Source organism: Paenibacillus sp. J22FR83, assembly GCF_059691955.1.
The window spans coordinates 76,224-96,511 of the sequence record NZ_JCAUAM010000019.1 but is presented as its reverse complement, the minus strand read 5'-3'; the positions used below and the strand labels follow the sequence as shown (position 1 = coordinate 96,511).

19 protein-coding genes are annotated in these 20,288 nt (G+C 47.9%); 3 read left to right on the top strand and 16 right to left on the bottom strand.

The features are described 5' to 3' along the window. Positions 1-4: 4 nt before the first annotated feature. The 3 genes from AC58PV_RS28480 to AC58PV_RS28470 form a co-directional block, all read right to left on the bottom strand. Positions 5-1,042, bottom strand: a complete 1,038-nt coding sequence (locus AC58PV_RS28480; RefSeq protein WP_497436127.1) for an aliphatic sulfonate ABC transporter substrate-binding protein — start codon at positions 1,040-1,042, stop codon at positions 5-7. Positions 1,043-1,069: 27 nt separating this feature from the next. After that, a complete protein-coding gene (locus AC58PV_RS28475; RefSeq protein ID WP_497436125.1) occupies positions 1,070-1,846 on the bottom strand; it encodes an ABC transporter ATP-binding protein in 777 nt (258 codons plus the stop codon). Between the two features lie 234 nt (positions 1,847-2,080). Next, positions 2,081-2,689 (bottom strand): TetR/AcrR family transcriptional regulator, encoded by a 609-nt coding sequence (locus AC58PV_RS28470; protein WP_497436124.1) that lies wholly within the window; start codon positions 2,687-2,689, stop codon positions 2,081-2,083. A gap of 546 nt (positions 2,690-3,235) precedes the next feature. Here AC58PV_RS28470 and AC58PV_RS28465 point away from each other — a divergent pair. Both AC58PV_RS28465 and AC58PV_RS28460 read left to right on the top strand, forming a co-directional pair. Beyond that, positions 3,236-4,210 (top strand): aldo/keto reductase family protein, encoded by a 975-nt coding sequence (locus AC58PV_RS28465; RefSeq protein WP_497436123.1) that lies wholly within the window; start codon positions 3,236-3,238, stop codon positions 4,208-4,210. A 604-nt stretch (positions 4,211-4,814) separates the two neighbouring features. Beyond that, complete coding sequence (locus AC58PV_RS28460) at positions 4,815-6,287, top strand: oligosaccharide flippase family protein (RefSeq protein ID WP_497436122.1); 1,473 nt, start codon at positions 4,815-4,817, stop codon at positions 6,285-6,287. 77 nt (positions 6,288-6,364) lie between these two features. Here the strand turns inward: AC58PV_RS28460 and AC58PV_RS28455 are convergent, their stop codons facing one another. The 13 genes from AC58PV_RS28455 to AC58PV_RS28395 form a co-directional block, all read right to left on the bottom strand. Continuing rightward, the gene (locus tag AC58PV_RS28455; RefSeq protein ID WP_497436120.1) at positions 6,365-7,144 is read right to left on the bottom strand and encodes an ATP-binding cassette domain-containing protein; all 780 of its coding nucleotides are present in this window, start codon (positions 7,142-7,144) and stop codon (positions 6,365-6,367) included. A 15-nt stretch (positions 7,145-7,159) separates the two neighbouring features. Continuing rightward, on the bottom strand, positions 7,160-7,942 hold the full coding sequence (locus AC58PV_RS28450; protein WP_068662060.1) for an ABC transporter permease subunit: 783 nt from the start codon (positions 7,940-7,942) through the stop codon (positions 7,160-7,162). Then, complete coding sequence (gene ssuD / locus AC58PV_RS28445; RefSeq protein ID WP_497436119.1) at positions 7,911-9,095, bottom strand: FMNH2-dependent alkanesulfonate monooxygenase; 1,185 nt, start codon at positions 9,093-9,095, stop codon at positions 7,911-7,913. Before ssuD ends, AC58PV_RS28450 begins: the two co-directional genes overlap by 32 nt. A 38-nt stretch (positions 9,096-9,133) precedes the next feature. Beyond that, complete coding sequence (locus AC58PV_RS28440; RefSeq protein ID WP_497436118.1) at positions 9,134-10,138, bottom strand: sulfonate ABC transporter substrate-binding protein; 1,005 nt, start codon at positions 10,136-10,138, stop codon at positions 9,134-9,136. 362 nt (positions 10,139-10,500) lie between these two features. Then, positions 10,501-10,956 (bottom strand): DinB family protein, encoded by a 456-nt coding sequence (locus AC58PV_RS28435; protein ID WP_497436116.1) that lies wholly within the window; start codon positions 10,954-10,956, stop codon positions 10,501-10,503. A 62-nt stretch (positions 10,957-11,018) separates the two neighbouring features. Continuing rightward, the gene (locus AC58PV_RS28430) at positions 11,019-11,432 is read right to left on the bottom strand and encodes a GNAT family N-acetyltransferase (RefSeq protein ID WP_497436115.1); all 414 of its coding nucleotides are present in this window, start codon (positions 11,430-11,432) and stop codon (positions 11,019-11,021) included. Between the two features lie 335 nt (positions 11,433-11,767). After that, entirely contained in the window at positions 11,768-13,258 is a 1,491-nt protein-coding gene (locus AC58PV_RS28425; RefSeq protein ID WP_497436114.1) for a protein adenylyltransferase SelO, read from the bottom strand. A 168-nt stretch (positions 13,259-13,426) separates the two neighbouring features. Next, on the bottom strand, positions 13,427-13,906 hold the full coding sequence (locus AC58PV_RS28420) for a DinB family protein (RefSeq protein ID WP_497436112.1): 480 nt from the start codon (positions 13,904-13,906) through the stop codon (positions 13,427-13,429). Between the two features lie 19 nt (positions 13,907-13,925). Next, positions 13,926-14,801, bottom strand: coding sequence for a sugar phosphate isomerase/epimerase family protein (locus AC58PV_RS28415; RefSeq protein WP_497436111.1), 876 nt, complete (start codon positions 14,799-14,801; stop codon positions 13,926-13,928). 5 nt (positions 14,802-14,806) lie between these two features. Beyond that, the gene (locus AC58PV_RS28410) at positions 14,807-16,093 is read right to left on the bottom strand and encodes a hypothetical protein (protein ID WP_497436110.1); all 1,287 of its coding nucleotides are present in this window, start codon (positions 16,091-16,093) and stop codon (positions 14,807-14,809) included. Between the two features lie 124 nt (positions 16,094-16,217). Beyond that, a complete protein-coding gene (locus AC58PV_RS28405; protein ID WP_497436109.1) occupies positions 16,218-16,910 on the bottom strand; it encodes a hypothetical protein in 693 nt (230 codons plus the stop codon). Between the two features lie 173 nt (positions 16,911-17,083). After that, positions 17,084-17,893 carry an anti-sigma factor gene (locus AC58PV_RS28400; RefSeq protein ID WP_497436107.1) on the bottom strand — a complete coding sequence of 270 codons (810 nt, stop codon included), beginning with the start codon at positions 17,891-17,893 and terminating at the stop codon, positions 17,084-17,086. Beyond that, a complete protein-coding gene (locus tag AC58PV_RS28395) occupies positions 17,880-18,464 on the bottom strand; it encodes an RNA polymerase sigma factor (protein ID WP_497436106.1) in 585 nt (194 codons plus the stop codon). Before AC58PV_RS28395 ends, AC58PV_RS28400 begins: the two co-directional genes overlap by 14 nt. 188 nt (positions 18,465-18,652) lie before the next feature. Between AC58PV_RS28395 and AC58PV_RS28390 the strand changes: the two genes are divergently transcribed. After that, entirely contained in the window at positions 18,653-20,260 is a 1,608-nt protein-coding gene (locus tag AC58PV_RS28390; protein WP_497436104.1) for a copper amine oxidase N-terminal domain-containing protein, read from the top strand. The last annotated feature ends 28 nt before the right edge of the window (positions 20,261-20,288 follow it).

Sequence of the window (20,288 nt, the reverse complement as noted above, 5' to 3'; positions counted from 1 at the left end):
CGCCTCATTTCTTTTTCTCATCAGCAATCTGTTTAAGTGCTTTCTCTACATACTGATTATCAATGATATCAGCGACTTGAATTTGTTTACGGATCGACTTGATACCGAATTGGAAATCCGCCGTCTTTTGCAACTCAGCAGCAATATCTTTGCTTGTCGCAATATTAATCATCGTAGAGCGTTCGAATGTTCCCTTAATGACTTCCACTGGAACCTTGCGTTCATCGGCATATCGTTTCAATGCTTCGTCTTTATTATCATTTTCCCACAGGCGTGTTTTCTCTAACACTTTCAAGTAAAGGGTAACCAGATCCGGATATTTCTCTGCAAATTGCTTGCGTACAATATTGAAGGAAGGTGATAGGACGCCCAATGCCTCGCCATCTGCTAAGACACGGCCTTTACCGTTCAACGTATTCAAGGTGATGTACGGATCCCAAGTTGCCCAAGCATCTACACCGCCATTTTCAAAAGCAGGCTGAGCTTCATCTGGCTGTAGTTGAATGACTTCAACCTCAGATGTTTTCAACCCACTTTGCTCTAAGCTGCGGTATAAGAAGTTGAAGGCGTTACTCCCTTTGGCAACCGCGATTTTCTTGCCTTTAAGATCTTCAAGCTTTTTGACCGGACTGTTCGTCGGAACGATGAGAGCCACATTTTTCTTACCATCCAGAATCTGAGAAATAATTTTGAATGGAATATCGGCAGCTTGTGCTGCAACGACCGGCATGTTGCCAAGTCCAGCAAAATCGAGTCGATTGGAAGCCATCGCTTCCGTCATTGGAGGACCGCTTTGAAATTCAGACCATTCTACCTTTACGCCCAGCTTTTCAAATTCCGTCTCAAACCACTTTTCCTCACGAGCTTTTCCGAAAAGCCCTCCACTGCCTTGCACACCAAGTTTTACCGTTAGACCTTCATAATTCGTTGCTGCCGCCGTAGACGTTGCATTAGCAGGCTTATTTTCCGTTGATTTGGCGCAACCACTCAAAACGATAGTAAAGACAACCAGTATGGCAATGAGTAAACGAATATTTTTCATAGTAATACCCCCCAATAAATTGTGTAATTAAATGCCCGCTCCATCTACGCTTACGGGTTCTTCAACCTTCTCGAACTCACTCAGAACAATACGTCGCAGCTCTTGAAAAGAATGACTAGCTTTCTTACGCGGAAATGGCAAGTCGTTCTGCACGATGTTGCGGATATGCCCCGGTCTCGCATTCATAATGACTACACGCTTGGCTAGGAAGACGGCTTCATCGATGTCGTGCGTGACGAACAGCATCGTTGTGCGGTTCTTCTGCCAAATGTCGAGCAGCACTTCCTGCATATGCGATCGCGTAAAGGCATCCAGTGCACCAAAAGGCTCATCGAGCAGCAGCACATCAGGGTTCCGCAGCAATGCTCTGGCAATCGCTACCCGTTGAGCCATGCCCCCAGATAATTCGCGGGGATACGCTTTGGCAAAGTCTTTCAGCCGCACAAGCTCGATCAGCTCATCTACCTTGCCTCTAATCACAGGGTCCTTCAAGGAGTAATTCGCAGCAATATTCTTCTCCACGGTGAGCCAAGGAAAGAGTCTTGGTTCTTGGAAAATAACTCCCTTCTCGATGCTCGGTCCGTCAATCGGTTTGCCGTTGAGAAGCACTGTTCCGCTGTACGCTGTATCCAAACCAGCAATAATCTTGAGCAGTGTGCTTTTGCCGCAACCACTGGGCCCGATGATGGTAATAAATTCACCCTGCTGCAATTCCAACTGAATATTACTCAGTGCAATGGTACGGCCGGTCGGCGTATCGAACTGCTTATTCAGACCGGAAATCGTAAGCGTTTGAGTTGTCACTATTGATCACACCCCTTTTAACAAACTATTCACATCATATTACTTGGTATTAAAATGCAAAAAAGAGACTCAACGCTTCTAAATGACACAAAAGAAAGCATACGTCGAATCTCCAGTTGGTCTGGTCGATTGATCTTATGTAGTTATTGTTATTTTGCTCTATTCCACAAACCGAATTTCGATTCGGTTTGTATGAACCATATCTTAACAACTACGCGGACGTATTGTCAATACTTATTTTCTTAATTCCACCTGGAATAATCGGATTATACTTTCGGTCTTTGGTGTAATGTTAATTTCAAGACCAGGTGCCCGTTGAAGCGTTAAGCCTTGAATTAAACTAACGAAATAAAAAGCCAGTTCCAAGGGGTCTTCTTCGCCAATAATGATGCCGCTGTCTTGGCCTTCCTTCATAATCGCAGCAACAGGCTGCAGATTGTTGGTGAACCGCTCCGTAACAGCTTTTCGAATTTCGAGCGGTACACTTTCTGTTGTTCGCGCTGTTTGTATGAGAATCGTGAACGCCCAGTTGTTACTAGTCGACAGCCACAACGAGCAGATATAACGCAGTTTCTCGATCGCGTTGCCTTCCATCTGCGAAACCTCTGTTACGAGACGTCCATAATCACTCTGTGTCGCATAGAGCAACTCTGCGTAGATCTCTTCCTTTGATTTAAAATAATGATATAGATTCCCGATACTAATGCCTGCTGCTGCTGCAATATCATTCATATGCGTGGCGCCGATTCCCTTGGTTGCCGTGACCTGAACCGTCGAGTTTAATATGTGTTTCTTCCGTTCCTCCCGCAATTGCAGATCTTTTTCGATGTTCCGTGGTGACATGAATTCTCCTCCTACTGTAAAGTTATACTGTGTGCTGTTACAGCAACGTTTCCAAGTATACTAGAGGTGCCCTTTATTTTAAAAGCTTAAAATAGTCGTGCAGGTGATGTCCATACGAAATAACTGGATTTTGTCCAGCTAAATTCGCTCATTTCGCCAGGTAATCAGAATTAACTGGATAATGTACATCTATATTAGGTCATATGCGCCATATCGAGCTAAATGAGCTGAATTAACTACATGTTTTACATCTAATCGGTGGAATGAGGGATTTCCGACGAAATTAGCTGTATGTTTTCCAGTTATTCGGTGCTGGGATGGGCTGCTTGAGGCATGATGGAGAATAGGTACTGGGGTGGACCAAAGAAAGCAAATGTAGTGAAACTAAGGTGAGTTACTGAGCAGCGTTACTACTACTGGAAGTGGTTACTTCGCCCCCCACCACTTAACTCTACGTAACTAAGTGAACTAATAGTGCCTTCTTGTCGGCCAACCCGGCCTCCCTTATACTTACAGCACACGGTAAATGAGAGGATGATTGGAGTCATGAAATATAGAAACATGGGACGCAGCGGGTTAAAAGTTAGTGAAATCGCCTTAGGAAGCTGGCTCACTTACGGGACTGCTGCCGAGCAAAAAGCTGCGGATGCGTGCATCGCAAAAGCTTTTGAAAGCGGCATTAATTTCTTCGATACCGCGAATGCTTATAATCGTGGCGAAGGCGAGAAAGCCATGGGCGCAGCGCTCAAAGGGTATGAACGCTCGAGCTATGTGCTCTCGACGAAGGTCTACTTCCCGATGGGCGATGGCCCGAACGATCGCGGGCTGTCCCGCAAGCACATCATGGAGCAATGTGATGCGAGTTTGAAACGACTTGGCGTCGACTATATCGACATCTATTTCTGCCATCGGTATGATATTCACACGCCGCTGGAGGAAACGCTTCGCGCGCTTGACGATTTGGTCGCTCAGGGCAAAATCGTCTACCCCGCCGTTAGCGAGTGGAACGGCGCACAAATCACCGAGGCCGCTAGCATCGCTGAGCGCCTTCGTCTTCGCCCGCTGATTTCCAATCAGCCGATCTATAACATGTTCGAGCGCTATATTGAGCGCGAAGTATTACCAGTTTCCGAGCACAAGGGGCTCGGTCAAGTTGTCTTTTCGCCGCTTGCGCAAGGTATACTGACTGGCAAATATAAGCTGGGACAACCGCTTCCAGCCGATAGCCGCGCTGCGAACGATTCCGTCAATGGAGTCATCAACAGCTACCTGAATGACCGCGTACTGCAGACCGTTCATGAGCTAGAACAAATTGCTCAAGGGCTGGATATCTCGATTGCTCAACTTGCAATCGCATGGGTACTTCGTCAGCCTGGCGTAAGCTCCGCACTGATCGGTGCGACCAAACCAGAGCAGATCGAAGAGAATGTGAAGGCTGTGGACGTCACGCTTGACGCAGCATCATTAGAGCGAATCGAGACAGTTTTGAAAGGAATTGCGGACTTCTCTCCGGCACGATAACATTGGTGGACTAACATCTGACATATATACTAGGAAGACAGCGCTTATTAAGCACTGTCTTCTTTTTTTTGCTTCATATCCCCCTGCACGGCGGCAACGCCCTCTCGTTAACGCCCAAAATGGGCGTTAACTCGGCCTTTCCGCGCGGCGCGCGGCCAATGGAGCACGTTAAGGCCCCTTATGGGCCTTATCTCTCCTGCAGGCCAGCGACCCCTTATGTTAACGCCCAAAATGGGCGTTAACTCAGCATTTTTGCGCGGCGCGCGGCCACCGGAGCACGTTAAGGCCCCTTATGGGCCTTAACTCTCCCGCGCGCCAGCGACTCCTCACGTTAACGCCCAAAATAGGCGTTAACCCAGCCCATCTCCTGCTACTCTACCCCCACGCCTACTGCAAATCCATACCATTCCCCGAGAAAGCTCACACATTCTTTATTCCAATTGTGCAATCCCCGTATTACTCTTTCAACTATTCGAGACGACATATAACCTCTGAATATCTCTATATTTCTCTACTTATCTACTATTTCCTCGGTTGTCAACCTAGGAGGGGTCTGCTACTCTTTGGATAACAAGACTTATAAACGGGAAAAGGGGAAACCCCCATGCTGAATCGGAATTTCATGTTAACGGATACGCAGCGATTTTTGCTTCGAAATGTGTCCATCATTGTGCTCGGTCTCTTCATTAACCAAATGCTCCAAACAGTCGGAAGCATCGTTCTAGCTCGTGTACTAGACGATCCTACCAAATTCGGGCAAGTGAATCTCTTGCTGCAAATTTTCGGTATGGCCTCCTTGTTTCTCAATGTTGGGTTCAACTCTTCTTTAATCTATACCTTTTCTAGGAAGCCAGAACAAGCAGTACAAACCAATTTTCGCGTTGCTTTTTTCGGAAGCTCCCTCTTCGGGATAATCTTCGGAATCATACTCGCGCTGCTCGCACCAATTCTAGCGAATTATTACCAACTGCCTGAGCTAAAAGGCGCCATGATCCTGAGCTCCATCATGTTTGTTTTCAACTCCATCATCAATATTGGTGTCGCTTCTTTCTCAGGAAACCGCGAATTCGGTGTTCAGGCTTTCTTCATGGTTATCACCACTACACTTGCCACTTCGGGGACGGTTGTCGGCGTTTTATTGCCCGTTGGCTCGCTCAATCTCCTCGAAAATATCTCGCTATGGATGAGCGTGGGGGCGATCCTGACGGCTCTTTTTATTGGTTGGAAAGTTGAACGTGTGCATAGTCCGAAATGGTTCGGCGGTATCCCTTTGAAAGAGGTCAGAGCCATGATGGCGTACGGCTTACCCTCTTGGGCGGGAAATATCGCAAAAGCATTCCAACAGCCTTTTCTAGTCATGATGGTCGGTTCCAGTTCAGTCATCGCTGTCGGTTACTTATCGAATGGTTTCCGTATAACAGGCTTCATCGGCATCATTACATGGGCATTCATGATCGTGACTTTCCCCTTCGTGGCCGAAAGCGCACAGGATTTGAAGGAAAGCAAGGATCGTGGGACGAGTTGTGTTCGATATAACAACATTTTTCTATATCCACTGACAGCGCTCATCTGTTTATATCCCAATCAAATCAACGGTTTTCTATTCGGAGAAAGCCTCACATCAGGTGATTCCGCAGCTTATATTCGCTTGATGGCTTTAGGTGTCTTATTCTCTTCCGTAGGCCGACTTGGCGGAAGTATACTAGCTGGAATTGGCAAAACAAAGTCTAACTTCTGGGTCATGATCGTGGCTGGTATCTTCGTCATTGCGATCGTCCCCTTCATTGCGGCTGAAAATCCCGTCCTAGCTGTAGGTATTTACACGGGGGGATGGGCTGTCTCCGCGATTGCCATGATTGGATTTTTCTACTTCGAAAAATTCCCGCTGGATTGGTGGAAGGCTTACGGACAACCTCTCCTACCTACTGTAGGGATGATGGCGATTATGGAAGCCGGCTCGTTGGTGAAGGGATGGTATCCCATTTTCATCGTAGCTGGTCTCGTAGGCTTGCTCGTATTAACGATATTGATTGAAAAACGTCCTAATCACGATGTACATACGCAAGAGGTCCTCTAAATCTGAGCACTTCCCAAACACAAAAAAGCACTTCATAGGCAGTCATACTGCCTTGGAGTGCTTTTTACATGCAAACGTTAGATTGTATACGCGTATTTGTTATTGGTCGCAATCTCCTCTAGCGCAGGGTTCTGCTCCTTCACCAAGATGCGATCCAGAATCAACTGTTCAAAATAAGCGAACCCGCTGTCCCGCACGCGAGGGCGTGGGAGCGTGATTTTCACATCGAGGGCAATCTGTCCCTCTTCGATTAAAATAACCCGATCCGCCAGCTGAACGGCTTCGGACACATCATGCGTTACGAGCAGCGCCGTAAACTTCTGCTGATACCACAGCCGCTCAATGAGCTGCTGCATCTCGATGCGAGTCAGCGCATCAAGCGCGCCGAGCGGTTCATCCAACAGCAGCAGGCGAGGCTGCCCTGCCAAAGCACGTGCCAGCGCAACGCGTTGGCGTTGCCCCCCTGACAGTACTCCCGGCCATTCGTTTGTTCTGTCCGCCAAGCCTACTTGCGCAAGTACTTCCTCGGCTCTCCAGCGAGAGCCATCCCTTACGCCAACCTGCACGTTCGCGAGCACGCGGTTCCACGGAAGCAAGCGAGCATCCTGGAACAACACGCGTGTTTCGCCATGGATGCCCTTGAGCGCCTGACCATCAACCTCGATCTGCCCGCTCGAAGGCTTATCCAGCCCGGCGATTAAGCGCAGAAGTGTGCTTTTGCCGCAGCCGCTTCGTCCGACAATTGCGATAAACTCGCCTGGTGCTACGTCCAGCTCTACACCTTGCAGTACTTGCTTTTGACCAAAAACCTTCGCAGCCTGCTTCACTTGTAATCGAATGCCAGTGCCTTCCGCCATCGTGCCCACTCTCCTTTATGGTTTCAAGAAATTAGGATGCCATTGCAGCCATGCATGTTCCAGAAGCTTCGCCATATAGTCGGATATTTTGCCTAGTAAGGCATAGACGATAATACTTAGAATCACGACATCCATTTGCAAAAATTCTCTCGCATTCATCGCCATATAGCCAATCCCAGAACTCGACGAAATCGTTTCAGCCACGATTAAAGTTATCCACATAATACCTAGAGAGAAACGAACCCCGACCAAGATCGAAGGCAACGCACCGGGAATGATGATTTTGCGGAACAAATGAAAATGGCGAAGCCCATACACACGCCCCATTTCGATTAATCCCGGATCTACGGAACGAATACCATGAAAGGTATTTAAATAAATGGGGAAGAAAACGCCTAGTGCAACTAAGAAGATCTTGCCTTCTTCTCCAATACCGAACCAGAGGATGACCAAAGGAATCATCGCTAGATGAGGGATATTCCGCAGCATTTGGACGGAAGTGTCCGTCACCTTTTCAAAAATAGGAAGAAGTCCATTAATTAAGCCTAGGGCAAAACCGATACCGCCGCCAATCGCAAAGCCGATAAATGCCCGTTTGGAACTGGCACCGATATACGTGAATAGGGTCCCTTTCTCGGCCAAATGAACACCAGCTGCGAATACAGCTGACGGCGTCGATAAAATGCGAGTGGAAATCACGCCAAATTGCCCTAGTAGCTGCCATAAAACAAGAAGTACGATCGGAAGCGCCCAAGGGAGCAACCCTTTAGCCAGAGACTTTGACAGGTTGGTTGTCATGGGACCGAACCCCCTTTGCTGGCTTCGGCAACTCCGTATTAGCGATGAGTTCTCCAAACGGACTTACGTAATTCGCAGATTCAGAGGAGCGCTTCTTCTGGTTCTTCAATGGCAAATGCGGGAACAACAGCTCCGCTGTCCGATACGCCTCTTCCAAATGTGGGTAGCCCGAGAAAATAAACGTCTCAATGCCTAGGTCCGCATACTCCTTCATTCGCGCAGCAACTGTCTCTGGATCACCGACTAATGCTGTCCCCGCACCTCCGCGCACAAGCCCGATGCCTGCCCACAGATTAGGACTGATCTCTAATTTAGTCCGATCGCCCTTGTGCAGCTCTGCCATACGGCGTTGACCGACGGAGTCCATGGTTGCAAATATTTTCTGCGCAGAAGCTATGGTCTCATCGTCCAAATGGGAAATGAGGCGATTGGCATCCGCCCAAGCTTCCTCTGAAGTTTCACGCACGATGACATGCAATCGAATGCCGAACTTCACTGTGCGGCCACGCTTCGCCGCAGCTTCGCGAACGGTCTTAATTTTCTCCGCTACTGCAGCTGGCGGCTCTCCCCACGTTAAGTACACATCGACATGATCTGCTGCAACTTCAATCCCTGCGTCTGAGGAACCACCGAAATAGATTGGCGGGTACGGCGCTTGGATCGGTGGATACACAATTTTCCCGCCTACCACTTTCAAATGCTCACCAGTGAAATCGACTTGCTCACCGGCTAGCTCTTTCCGCCAAATGTGCAGGAATTCGTCGGTCAACTTATAGCGCTCATCATGCTCCAGGAAGAGTCCCTCGGCTTCAAGCTCTTTCGCATCGCCGCCTGTGACGACGTTGATCAATAAGCGACCATCCGATAACCGATCGAAGGTGGAAGCCATTCTGGCCGATAGGGTCGGTGACATCAAACCCGGTCTGACTGCGACTAGAAATTTCAGCCGCTCGGTCACGGGAATTAAGGAAGAGGCAACCACCCATGCATCCTCGCAAGATCTGCCCGTTGGCAACAGTACGCCACCATAACCTAGTTGATCAGCCGCTTGCGCAATTTGCTTCATATAGCCATAATCAACTGCGCGCGCCCCTTTCGTTGTTCCAATGTATCTGCTGTCTCCGTGTGTCGGAATGAACCAGAATACTTCCATCTTCATCGTCTCCCTTATCCTTTATAAGTAGCTCGAACCTATTTCGTGGCTGGTAATACGGCATCTTTCACTTTAATTTCTTTTGGAATCAGTCCTAGTTTGAAAAAGGTATCCGCGATTTTCTGTTGCTCATTGATCAAAGCATCATCGATTGGTTGAATGCCGTATGCTCTGCGTTTTGCCGCGCGTTCCAAGGAAGGAACGTCAATACCTAACTGCGGAGACAACGTTTCGGCAAGCTCTTTGGGATGATCTTTGGACCACACATCTACTTTGGCCAATTGGTCTAGAATGACTTTGACCGTGTCCCTATTGTTTTCGGCATAAGTGCGGGTAGCTAGATAAAATTCATGGTTAGCAACGGTGTCCTTGCCGTCAGCCAATATTTTGGCTTTCGCAGAAGTCTCTGCCGCAGCGAAGAATGGATCCCAGATGACCCAAGCATCTACACTGCCTTTCTCAAAGGCTGCCCTAGCGTCCGCAGGTGGAAGGAAGGCTACTTGGATATCCTCATATTTCAAGCCAGCTTTCTCGAGTTGCTTCACTAACAGATAGTGCACGTTCGAACCTTTATTCAACGCAACCTTCTTCCCTTTCAGCTCGGCAACGGATTTAATCTCCGACTTCTCTGGGATGAGGATCGCTTCACTAGCAGGGCTTGCAGGTTCATGCCCTAAGTAAACGAGTGGCGTTCCTGCAGCTTGTGCAAAAATCGGCGGCGCTTCACCCGTATGCCCCACATCAATACTGCCAACATTCATCGCTTCCAGCAGCTGCGGCCCCCCTGGGAACTCGGTCCATTGGATGGTGATGCCTTTTTCTTTTAACGCTTTATCCAGCTCGCCGTTTGCTTTCAGGAAGTTCACGGTGCCGTATTTCTGATAGCCGATGCGAAGCGTTGTGCTTTTCTCTGTTTTCGCTGAAGCCGCAGGTGCGTTTGTGTCAGCAGCACCCGTAGTCGACTTAGAAGCCGCTCCGCAACCGCTCAACACCGTAATTAACAAAGTGGATAGTACAAGACTTGCGAGTAGATTTTTTTTCATCGTAAAGCCCCCCTTATTTCTAATATAGTTGTGTAAAGCGTGCACCTATCGGACACAAAAAAGAGACACAGCTCTTCCCCTTCATGGAAGTTTAGCATGTGTCTCCGGCGGTCCGGTCGATACATAATTATTCTGATAAGATTACTTGGTTTTAATTTATCAGCATTCTTTCTGTTCGTCAATAGTTTATTTGAAATATTTTCTTGGGGAGGTAAATGACACCATCTCAAAGTAAAATAACGGCCGGCTAGGACTCGAAAATCGAGTCTTAGCCGGCCGTTATGGTAGTTACATTAAGTTCAAGGTTTAAGTTCAAGCTGCTCGGATAACGTTATGGCGTAGCGCTATTTACATGAGTCCTGCTAGAGCCTCGTAAATGTGATGTAATCGACTTGGCCAGGTACTGCTGATTCCATCCGAAGGGCCCGGTTAATCTGTCCCCGATGATATTGCCCATGCAAGAGAACCTGCAACAGGATGTCCCGGACGGACGTTTGGAAGGGAACACCGCTTTGGTTCGTGTAGTTGATGATCTTGTCCAACTCGGATTCTTCTAGCCCTTCTATATAGATGCGATATTGCTCGGTGTTCTCTTGGAACATCGTCCAGATCGCGCTCAGGTCGTCCGTTTCCTCCCACAACGAATATTGCGCACTCCCCTTCCTCTGCAAGCGGGAAAGCCAAACTCGTTCCGCGACCGCGACGTGCCGAACTAATTTCAGAAGGTCCTGATCCTTTGTTTTACTCTCCTCGAGCGCATCCATAATACGTTCATTCGCCCAATACAGATGGTCCATCATGCTCTTGATCGTCTTCATTTCGGGTTCCCCTTCTTCGTTTTATCGATCTCCTAGACCTAGTATATCTAATGGTTTATTTGTCAATTACCTAATTGCTTAGTCATAATAATTTCTAACGGCTCTTTCTCGAGTAACAAGCATCCGGCATCGCGATAACCTATTTTTCTATAAAAGTGCTGAGCCCCTTCACTAGCCAAAGTTGAGGTCATGACTAGCTTAAAGCCCTTTTCCCTCATTTCTTCTTCCCAATAAAGGACAGCTACCTTACCACATCCCTGACCTCGATGGGACTCTTCGAGCCATAACATGTTCATGAACGGTGTGTTGTCCCAGAAATAGCCGAACCTCATCCATCCGATATTGTTGTCATTTTCGTCCCGCAGCATATAGATTTCTTGCTCGTTAATTTTCTTAGTGATTAAGCTTTGTACAATGTGATGGTCACGTACTTGTAGATAGGCATAGTCAGCATTAGTTGCAACCTCAATTTTCATCCGTATCCCGCACCTCCATAATCCACATTTTACCATGATTTATGAGGGAAAACTAAATTCGCGCAGGCCGACTTCCGCAACATCTGATCGATGGCACGAGCTGACAGTTTAACTGGAAAACATACAGTTAAATTCCACCAATTCCCCTGATTTTCAGGAATAGATGGATAAAGTCCAGTTAATTTATCCGATATGGGACGATTTGCGGTTATAAGCTGAGATTAGCTGTAGGAAATACAGTTATTTCAATAACTACCCCAATTTCATCTAAAATAGATGGAGGAAATCCAGTTATTTGGGTTTGTGGAGTGACGTGGGCGCAGTTTCAAGAATACTCACGTGCCACAAAACGTTTGATACGCACAAGCCGATGGCTCCGGCAGCGCGGCATACGCCTCCTGCTCCAGTGCGTGCGCGAATGGATTCGCCAGCACAGCGAGAAGTCGCTCCATCACGCTGTAGTCACCATGTTCGACCGCGGCTTCCAGTGCTTCCTCAACCCGGTGATTGCGCGGGATGATTGCAGGATTACTACTGCGCATCAACTCCTGCGAAGCGGATTGGTCTTCCTGCTGTCTACCTAATCTCGCCTGCCATTGTTCCCGCCAAGGGGCAAACTCCGGCGTGCCGAATAGGGGTGATTCTTCTATTTTATCAAACGTCAGAGCTAAGAACGTATTCGTATAATCTGCACTATGCTTCTCCATTAAGCTAAGCAGACCTTCAATCAGCGCGAGATCCCCTTCCTCTTCGCCCAAAATCCCTAACTTCGCTCTCATTCCCGCGAGCCATGCTTGTTGATAGGTCGCGGAAAACTCGGAGAGAGCACCCTCGGCTAGTTTAATGGCTTGTTCCTCATCCTCATGCAGCAGCGGTAGGAGCGTTTCTGCAAATCTCGCCAGATTCCAGACCGCGATGCGCGGTTGATTGCCATAGGCGTAGCGACCATGTGTGTCGATAGAGCTGAATACCGTGGCTGGGTCATAGGCATCCATGAAGGCACAAGGACCGTAATCAATGGTTTCACCGCTGATCGCCATGTTATCGGTATTCATCACTCCGTGAATAAAGCCAACTAGTTGCCATTTCGTAATGAGCTTGGCTTGACGCTTGATCACTTCCTGAAGGAAGTGAAGATACCGTTGCTCTTTGTGATCACTCTCTGCCTGAGCCGTTACTTCTGGATAATGTCTCTCGATGGTATAATCCGCAAGTCCCTGAAGATCCTCGCTGGTGCCATATTGGGCTGCATATTGAAAAGTTCCTACCCGAATATGACTTGCCGCTATGCGTGTTAGCACTGCGCCAGGCAACTCGGTTTCACGGTAAATAACATCCCCCGTTGTAACTACAGCTAAGCTCCGCGTCGTTGGAATGCCAAGTCCGACCATCGCTTCACTGATGATGTATTCGCGCAGCATCGGTCCGAGCGCCGCTCGGCCATCGCCACGACGGGAATACGGCGTTCTGCCTGAACCTTTCAGCTGAACATCCACCCGCTCCCCTTGGGGAGTAATCTGTTCCCCCAGCAGGATAGCCCGGCCATCCCCTAACATGTTAAAATGCCCAAACTGATGAGCTGCGTAAGCTTGTGCGAGCGGTATCGAACCTTCTGCAATGTGGTTCCCTGCCAGCGTAGCGACGCCTTCCTCGCTTCGCAATGCCGAAGCATTCAACCCGAGCTCCTCAGCCAAGGCCTCATTAAGAACGATTAACTTCGGAGCGCGCCCAGGCGTTGGGTTAACTTGTGTAAAGAAGGATTGCGTAAGTCGTGCATAACTGCTATCAAAGTTCCAGCCTGTATGTTGTTTTGCTATATCTGTCATTGTATCTCCTCTTTCTTGCTCGACTTGTTACTTTCCCAATTATATCATAATAGACCAAAAAACCTCTCCACAAGCCTAAGCAAGTACGAAGAGGTTCTTTTATTGTTAACGTGTTGATAGCCACCGTATGGCAGATAACGCGCCGGGTGCTACGTGCTGTGCGGAATGCTAGGATTGTTGATGGGTTGCAAAACGTTTTAGTAAGGTTATCGAATTGAAATGCATGCCCTCGTGATATAACGTGAAGTTTAAGAATTCGCCAACTGTGGTTAGGAGTAAACCGCTGCCTGTTGTGAATGGCTTAGCCACGCTTTCATCCAAGCGATCATGTAAGATACTCTGAATTCGTTTGGGTTGCTCAGCAAGCAAAGCAAGTAATTCTTCAAGCGAAGGGAGTTCCTCAGCCCAATCTGCTGGTTTGGTGCCTTTTGCAAATAATCGCTCAAAGTTCTCAGGGATTTGTAACGGCTCACCAATAAAATGAAAAGCAAATTTCTCTTGCACGAAAATAATGTGCCCCAAATTCCAGCGAATATTGTTATTAAATCCTTCGGGTATATCGTTTATTGTGTCTTCCGATAGCCCTTCAACCGCTTTGATCGTAGATTTGCGAACAAAATCCAGTTGTTTGAGAGTCATTTGCTCCATAGAATATATCCTCGCTTTTTTACTCTACTGTAGCACGTTTCCAGCAAGCCTGCGCCATATTTTTCAAAATCAGTGCTTGCTCCCACCGGTTAGAGAGCTCCCGACCCCCTTGCCCCTTGATGGCATAAGGTGCCGGCCCCAACTCGCAAACAAAAGGAAGCACATCGCCAGGCTTAGCATCCTGCAGCCAATACCGCATCGCTTGGGTCCACCAACGCTCATAACGTGCCAGCATCGCATCCGAGTAACCAACATCGACTTGAATCTGCTCCCCCGACGAAATTCGGCTATGAATCGCTGACGTTCGTTGCAACACTGCATCAAGAAGAGGCTCCGCTTTCTCTTGCCCCTCTGTCATTTCCCCTGCCAGCACGTAGTGGGAAATATCCAGCGTAAACCTCAGATTCGGCAACGCTTGCGTGTATTGTACGGTGCGAATTAGGTCCTGTGTAATTTTGCCACGATGCGTCTCTACATAAAATGGCATGCTATGCGTAGCCGACACGGCGGCGAGTCCGCCTAACAGATCAATCGCTTCTTCGTCGATCACGAAAGCGTCCGCCACCTGACCATTCACATACAGCATATCCATATCTGCGGCATTCTGGATGTGTGCCAATAAGTCACTCGGGCTGAATGGAAAACAATGTGAGCCAAAGCTTAGACTGTATTGATTCAGTAACCTTTTCCACTCATCTCTAACATCGATCTCCGGCACTCTCGCTAAGATGCCAGTAAAGCCTCCATCTGCAATGCGCTCCAGCTTTGCCTCTAGCGAAAGCTCTGTCCCCACTTCCCCTAGCTCCATCATCGCCCACATGGATTGATGAACTTCAAGCCGCGGAGGGCGATTAGAGCCATCATTGATCCTGGATATGTCGAATTGTCCGATCATGCGTATTAGTAGCCTCCCAGGCTGCCCGCCGGTTTATTTTTATCGGAATCACCATGCGCCTCCATGTACACTGCACGTTTCTTCACAGTTCGCTCCGCTTCTTCCTGTGCCGCACGGGCATCGCCGCCATGAACATCTTCAATCATCCAACGCTGCCCAAAGCCTGCATGTACAACCTCATCGGCCCAGTCAAAATCTTGAAACGTCGTCATTAGTGGATCCTTGGCGATATCGCGGCAGAATTCCCACTCTTCACGCTTGCCTGGCGGATACTTCATCGCTGCCTTCTCAATGGCAATCGTCAAATGCGAATAAGCTTCCGTGCCCTCAAATAGCTGCGCCGTCATATCATACCATCCCGTCCAATTCGGGAATTGATACACATCGTACCCTTTCACGCGAAGCGCCGCCTCACCGAACCAACTATGACGAACCTCATCCCACATATGCCTGGCTGTATCCCGGTAGAAATGCCACGGCTTGCCCTCTGTTGTAAAATGAACATAAGCCACGCCTTCTGCTGGCGACATCTCGTAATACCTCGAGAGCATCATCGTCATGAAACGGCCCTCTACATTGTCAGGAAGGTTCATCCCTTGCATTTTCACAACCTGTGGGGTAAACCGACTGTCCCGTGAACTGATTTGAGGCATCTTGAAAGGTTCGGTAGCGATCCGAGCAGATGGTTGTACGGGAACTCGTTCCTCCCATCCTGTCACACCCCCAGCTGCAACAAGCAGTTGTTCCACATACAGTCTCCATTGCTGTGCTTGCTCCTTCTCCGTGTCCGATGCGGATTGCAACAGATCATGAAGCGCCTCGCGCCCCCAGTCCATCTGCTCCTCACGGTCAATGAGCTGATGCTTCATGATATGAAGCGTAGGTTCATCAACGAGTGGCTGTGCTTTGGCTTTGTAAGCATGAATGGCGGCAATTTGCGCAGGTTTCACCACGTCAAAGAGTGCGGTCAACAAACACAACGTTGTTGCTGAATTCAGCACCGTCTCCATAAGTTCCTTCAGCGTTGCATCTGGGCATTTATCGAACGCCACCGTACTCATGCGCAGCTGTTTGATGCGATTGCGGAATTGATCGTGATGCTCCGCATCTTGCGAGCTTAAACGTGCAAGCGCTCCTTTTATTTCATATTGGGGCCTAGCCGCCATATGTGCTGCCTCAATTCGCATAAGTTGGCGATCGACATACGCAATGCGTTGTAAGGTTTTGGCGGACTCCTCTACGGACATGCCGATACGATCCCAATCCTTGATTCCCATGAATGGATGCAACATAAGTACCCCTCCAGTATCTTTTGCACTATATTATGAACCCCTGAACTAATCATAGTGTTATTCACTAGAAGAATACATGCATTGAATCACCTACAAATTTGCACTAAAACACATAATTCAACTACTATATATTTTCATCAGGTCCCATAAAGCTTAGTCGAACGGTCATAGCCCATTTGGCAATTTTTAACGTTTCCGCTATGGTCGAATACGATAACATCGTTTGCTTATCGGTTCCTTGCAAACCCCATACCACGATACTTTCATCGTTCGGCGCTTTGACGCTCTGCTGTAATTTCATTTCACCTGTCAGGCCAATTCCTGCTGGTTTATCCACTCTGAGGGCTGAACTATAGGAACCATAATGTTCGATAATGGCATATATCAATTCGCTATAGACAACACCGCCCGGGTCTTGCCGATCCTTAAACGAATAGACAAAATCACCATCAAAATGATAATTCCCCATCTTGTCCCTGTCCTTCTCCATCATGATCACGCTCATGCCCGCTGAGGTATTCTTCTTCACACCTTCATCCCAATAATCGAAATTGACTGCAAGTTTCTGAAGAGGCCCATCATATCGAAGCGCAATTGAACCTGACATCATTCCTAAAAATGGTTTGAACTTTTCATTACTTGTATCAAATAGCGGTTCAGGAGAAGCTGACCAAGTTAAACTGTCTGTTTTATCATCCACCCGAAGCTCATGTGCGCTCATAACTTTACGACTTGAAGCGTCATTCACAACAGCCCAAGTGATTAGACCTCCCAGTACGATGACGGAGAGTATTTGCGGTATTTTATTTGCACTCATTTCTATGCGCCTCCACGAAGTAATAAATGCTTATATTTTATAATACTACCACAATTTGGTTGGATCAGCGTGTGAACAATTCCTCGCTCGGCCGCCGGAGTTGCCACTTGCAGCGTATGAGAAAAAGGACGATAGCCGCTCCATCCATTGATGTTGCGAGTATCGTCCTTTATTTATCCTCTTTTGATCGGTGCTGCTAGCACGATTTTCCCTCTTGGATTTACGCCTACAGCGTCAGGTTCAAGCGTAATCGCCACTGTATCGTAATTCTGCGGATTGAATGAATAGTATAACGCTCCATTCCCATCTTGGGAAAGGAAGGTACCGGCATTAAACGTATTCTCGCCTTTGATCAGCCAAACTTGATACGCTTCCGTACCTTTGAGTTCTGGCAAATTCTCTGCTTGAACAACAAGATGTGTACCACTCTTATCCACGACAATGGTGGCTAAACCTTTGGCAACGATGTCCTTCGTAGCTGGATTAAGTGTGACGGCTTCATTTACTTTAAGCCCTTGCACGGGCCCGGTATTACTAGCAATTTGCTGCTGCAGTTGGCTCACATCTTGCCGTAACTGCCCTGTATACAGGATCAGTCCAATCACAGCGGCAACCAACCCTAGACTCGCATAGCGCCAGGCTCGGCTTCCACGCATTGGAACTGCCCCTTCTTGCGTGCTTGGAGTAACCAAATCCCCCCGAACTACAGCCGGACTTTCACTCTCCGCTTGCTTCGCTATTTCCCATTCGATTTCTGACGCCAGCACCTTCGTCAAAATTCTTGATTTCATGCCTGAAGGTACTTCCATTTGTTCCGATGCAAGAGGAAGAAGCTCTATAACCTGGCGTGACGCCTTCACCACTTCCTGACAATCCTTACAAGTCTTCAAGTGAGCTTCGAAGCTCATCTTTTCTTCATGTTGCAAAGCCCCTAACGCATACAATTCTGCTAATTCACACGCTTGATTCTTAGTGTCCGTCATGAACCCGATCCCTCCTTCCCCAATGACTTAAACGTTGCTGCAGTTGCTTCATGGCCAATCTAACCCTGCTTTTGACGGTTCCGAGCGGGATTGACGCGAGATCCGCGACTTCCTGCTGTGTCAGTCCCTGATAGTAAATCATATCCACAACTTCTTGCTGATCGGGATTTAGCCCCTGCAAGGCTTCCTTCACATGCTCTCCGATTATGCGTAGTTCGACGATGTCCTCCGTCGTTTCCTTATCTCGAATGAGATTCAAATGATCCCTATCTACGGTCTGCTGCGCCGTTCGCGAACTTCGTCTGCGAAGATGGTCTACCGCGATATTCCGAGTAATCGCAAACATCCAGGAAGTAAGCTTTCCCTGTGAATGATCATAATTTTCTGCTCCGTTCCAAACCCGCATGAACAATTCTTGCATGACTTCTTCGGCCGCCATCGCATCCTTCACGATACGGAAAGCAAAATTGTAAATCAGTTGTTCATATCGGTCGTACAGTGTTTCGAGGGCTTCCGAATCTTTTTGAGAGACCAAATGCATCAGTTGCCTGTCGTCCATTGTTTCGTTCAATCCATAGTCCCCTTTCCTCGGCATTCCCTCCATATATCTTTCGTATGAATTTCCATGTTGGATTTATGAAGGTTCACTATCGAAAAACTTTTTTTGGATCCGAGTGATCCAACTCAACATCTCTTCCGTTGCACTAAGTATAACCGCTTTACACAAGCGGACCAACTTTAAATGAGGGAGTGAAGAGAATGAAAAGTTTACGAAGCAAATTTGCTATCCTAATGTTATGTTTCAGTTTATTACTACCCACACTTGCAAGCGCCCATGAGGTCAAAACAACTGGTCCAGCACCTGATCTCCAGATGGCTCTTGGCCAATTACTTGGGGAACACGCCTATCTCGCCATTATCGCCATGCAAAAAGGTTACGACGGTTCAGCTGATTTCGGTGATGCTGCTACTGCACTTGGCAAGAACACCGATGATTTATCTGCAGCGATTGCATCGGTATATGGTCAACCTGCTGGTGATGCCTTCAAGCCTATTTGGTCCTCACACATCGGTTATTTCGTTGATTATGTGAAAGCAACTGTAGCCCAAGATGAAGCTGGTCGACTTAAAGCGGTCGCTGAGCTTGAAGATTACCGAATGAAACAAGCTGATTTTTTTAACAAGGCGAACCCTACGTATTTTGATAAAACAGCCATTGCTGATGGTTTGAAAATGCACATTACCCACCTACTCGACGCTTTCAACGCCTATGTGAACAAAGACTACGATTCGGCCTATGCTGACGCACGTACCGCTTATGCCCATATGTTCATAACAGCAGCCGCTCTAGCGGGCGGCATCGAAGCCCAATTCCCTGAGAAATTCCCAGCAGCTACTGTGAAATCACCAGGTATTGACCTTCGCGCTGGCCTTGGCCAACTGCTTGGCGAACATGCAACCCTCGCTATCCTCGCTATGCAAAAAGGCATCAATGGTGCACCAGATTTCACTGCAGCAGCAGGAGCACTCGGTAAAAATACCGATGATTTAACTGCAGCTATCGCATCTGTTTATGGTAAAGAAGCAGGTGACGCGTTCAAACCGATTTGGTCTTCCCACATTGGCTACTTCGTAGATTATGTGAAAGCAACAGGTGCAAAAGATGAAGCTGGCCGCACCAAAGCCGTTGCTGACCTTGAAGAATATCGCATGGAGCAAGCTCAGTTCTTCAACATGGCGAATCCTGCCTACTTCAAAACGGCAGAAATTGCTGATGGCTTGAAAATGCACATTGACCATTTGCTGCAAGCTTTTAACGCCTATGTAAACAAAGACTACGCTATGACATATACAGATGCACGTACCGCCTATGCGCACATGTTCATGACAGCAACAGCACTTGCTGGTGGGATCGTCGCACAATTTCCTGAGAAATTTCATGGACCTGCTGCTACAATGTCACCTACAACGAGCATTTGGATGAAAATTGGAAGTGGTGCACTTACCATTAATGGCAGTACAACTTGGATGGATGTCGCTCCATTCATGAAAGACGGCAACACATTTATCCCATTGCGTTACCTTGGTGAAGCCATTGGTGCCGAAGTCACGTGGGATGCGGATACGCAAACAGCTTGGGTCCAAACAGGTGGAAACACAGCCACGTTCTGGATTGGCAAACCTTACATGGAATTGAATGGACAACGCAAAGAAATCGGCACGCCGATCTTCCTGCAAGGTGGACGTACGCAAGTTCCTCTACGTTTTATAACTGAACTTCTCGGTTGGGATGTCAAATGGAATGAAACCGATTGGTCCATCACGTTGACGAAACAAATGGCCATGGAGATGGGACACTCTCATTAATTAGTGGATAGGCGTCCCGCCAAACATA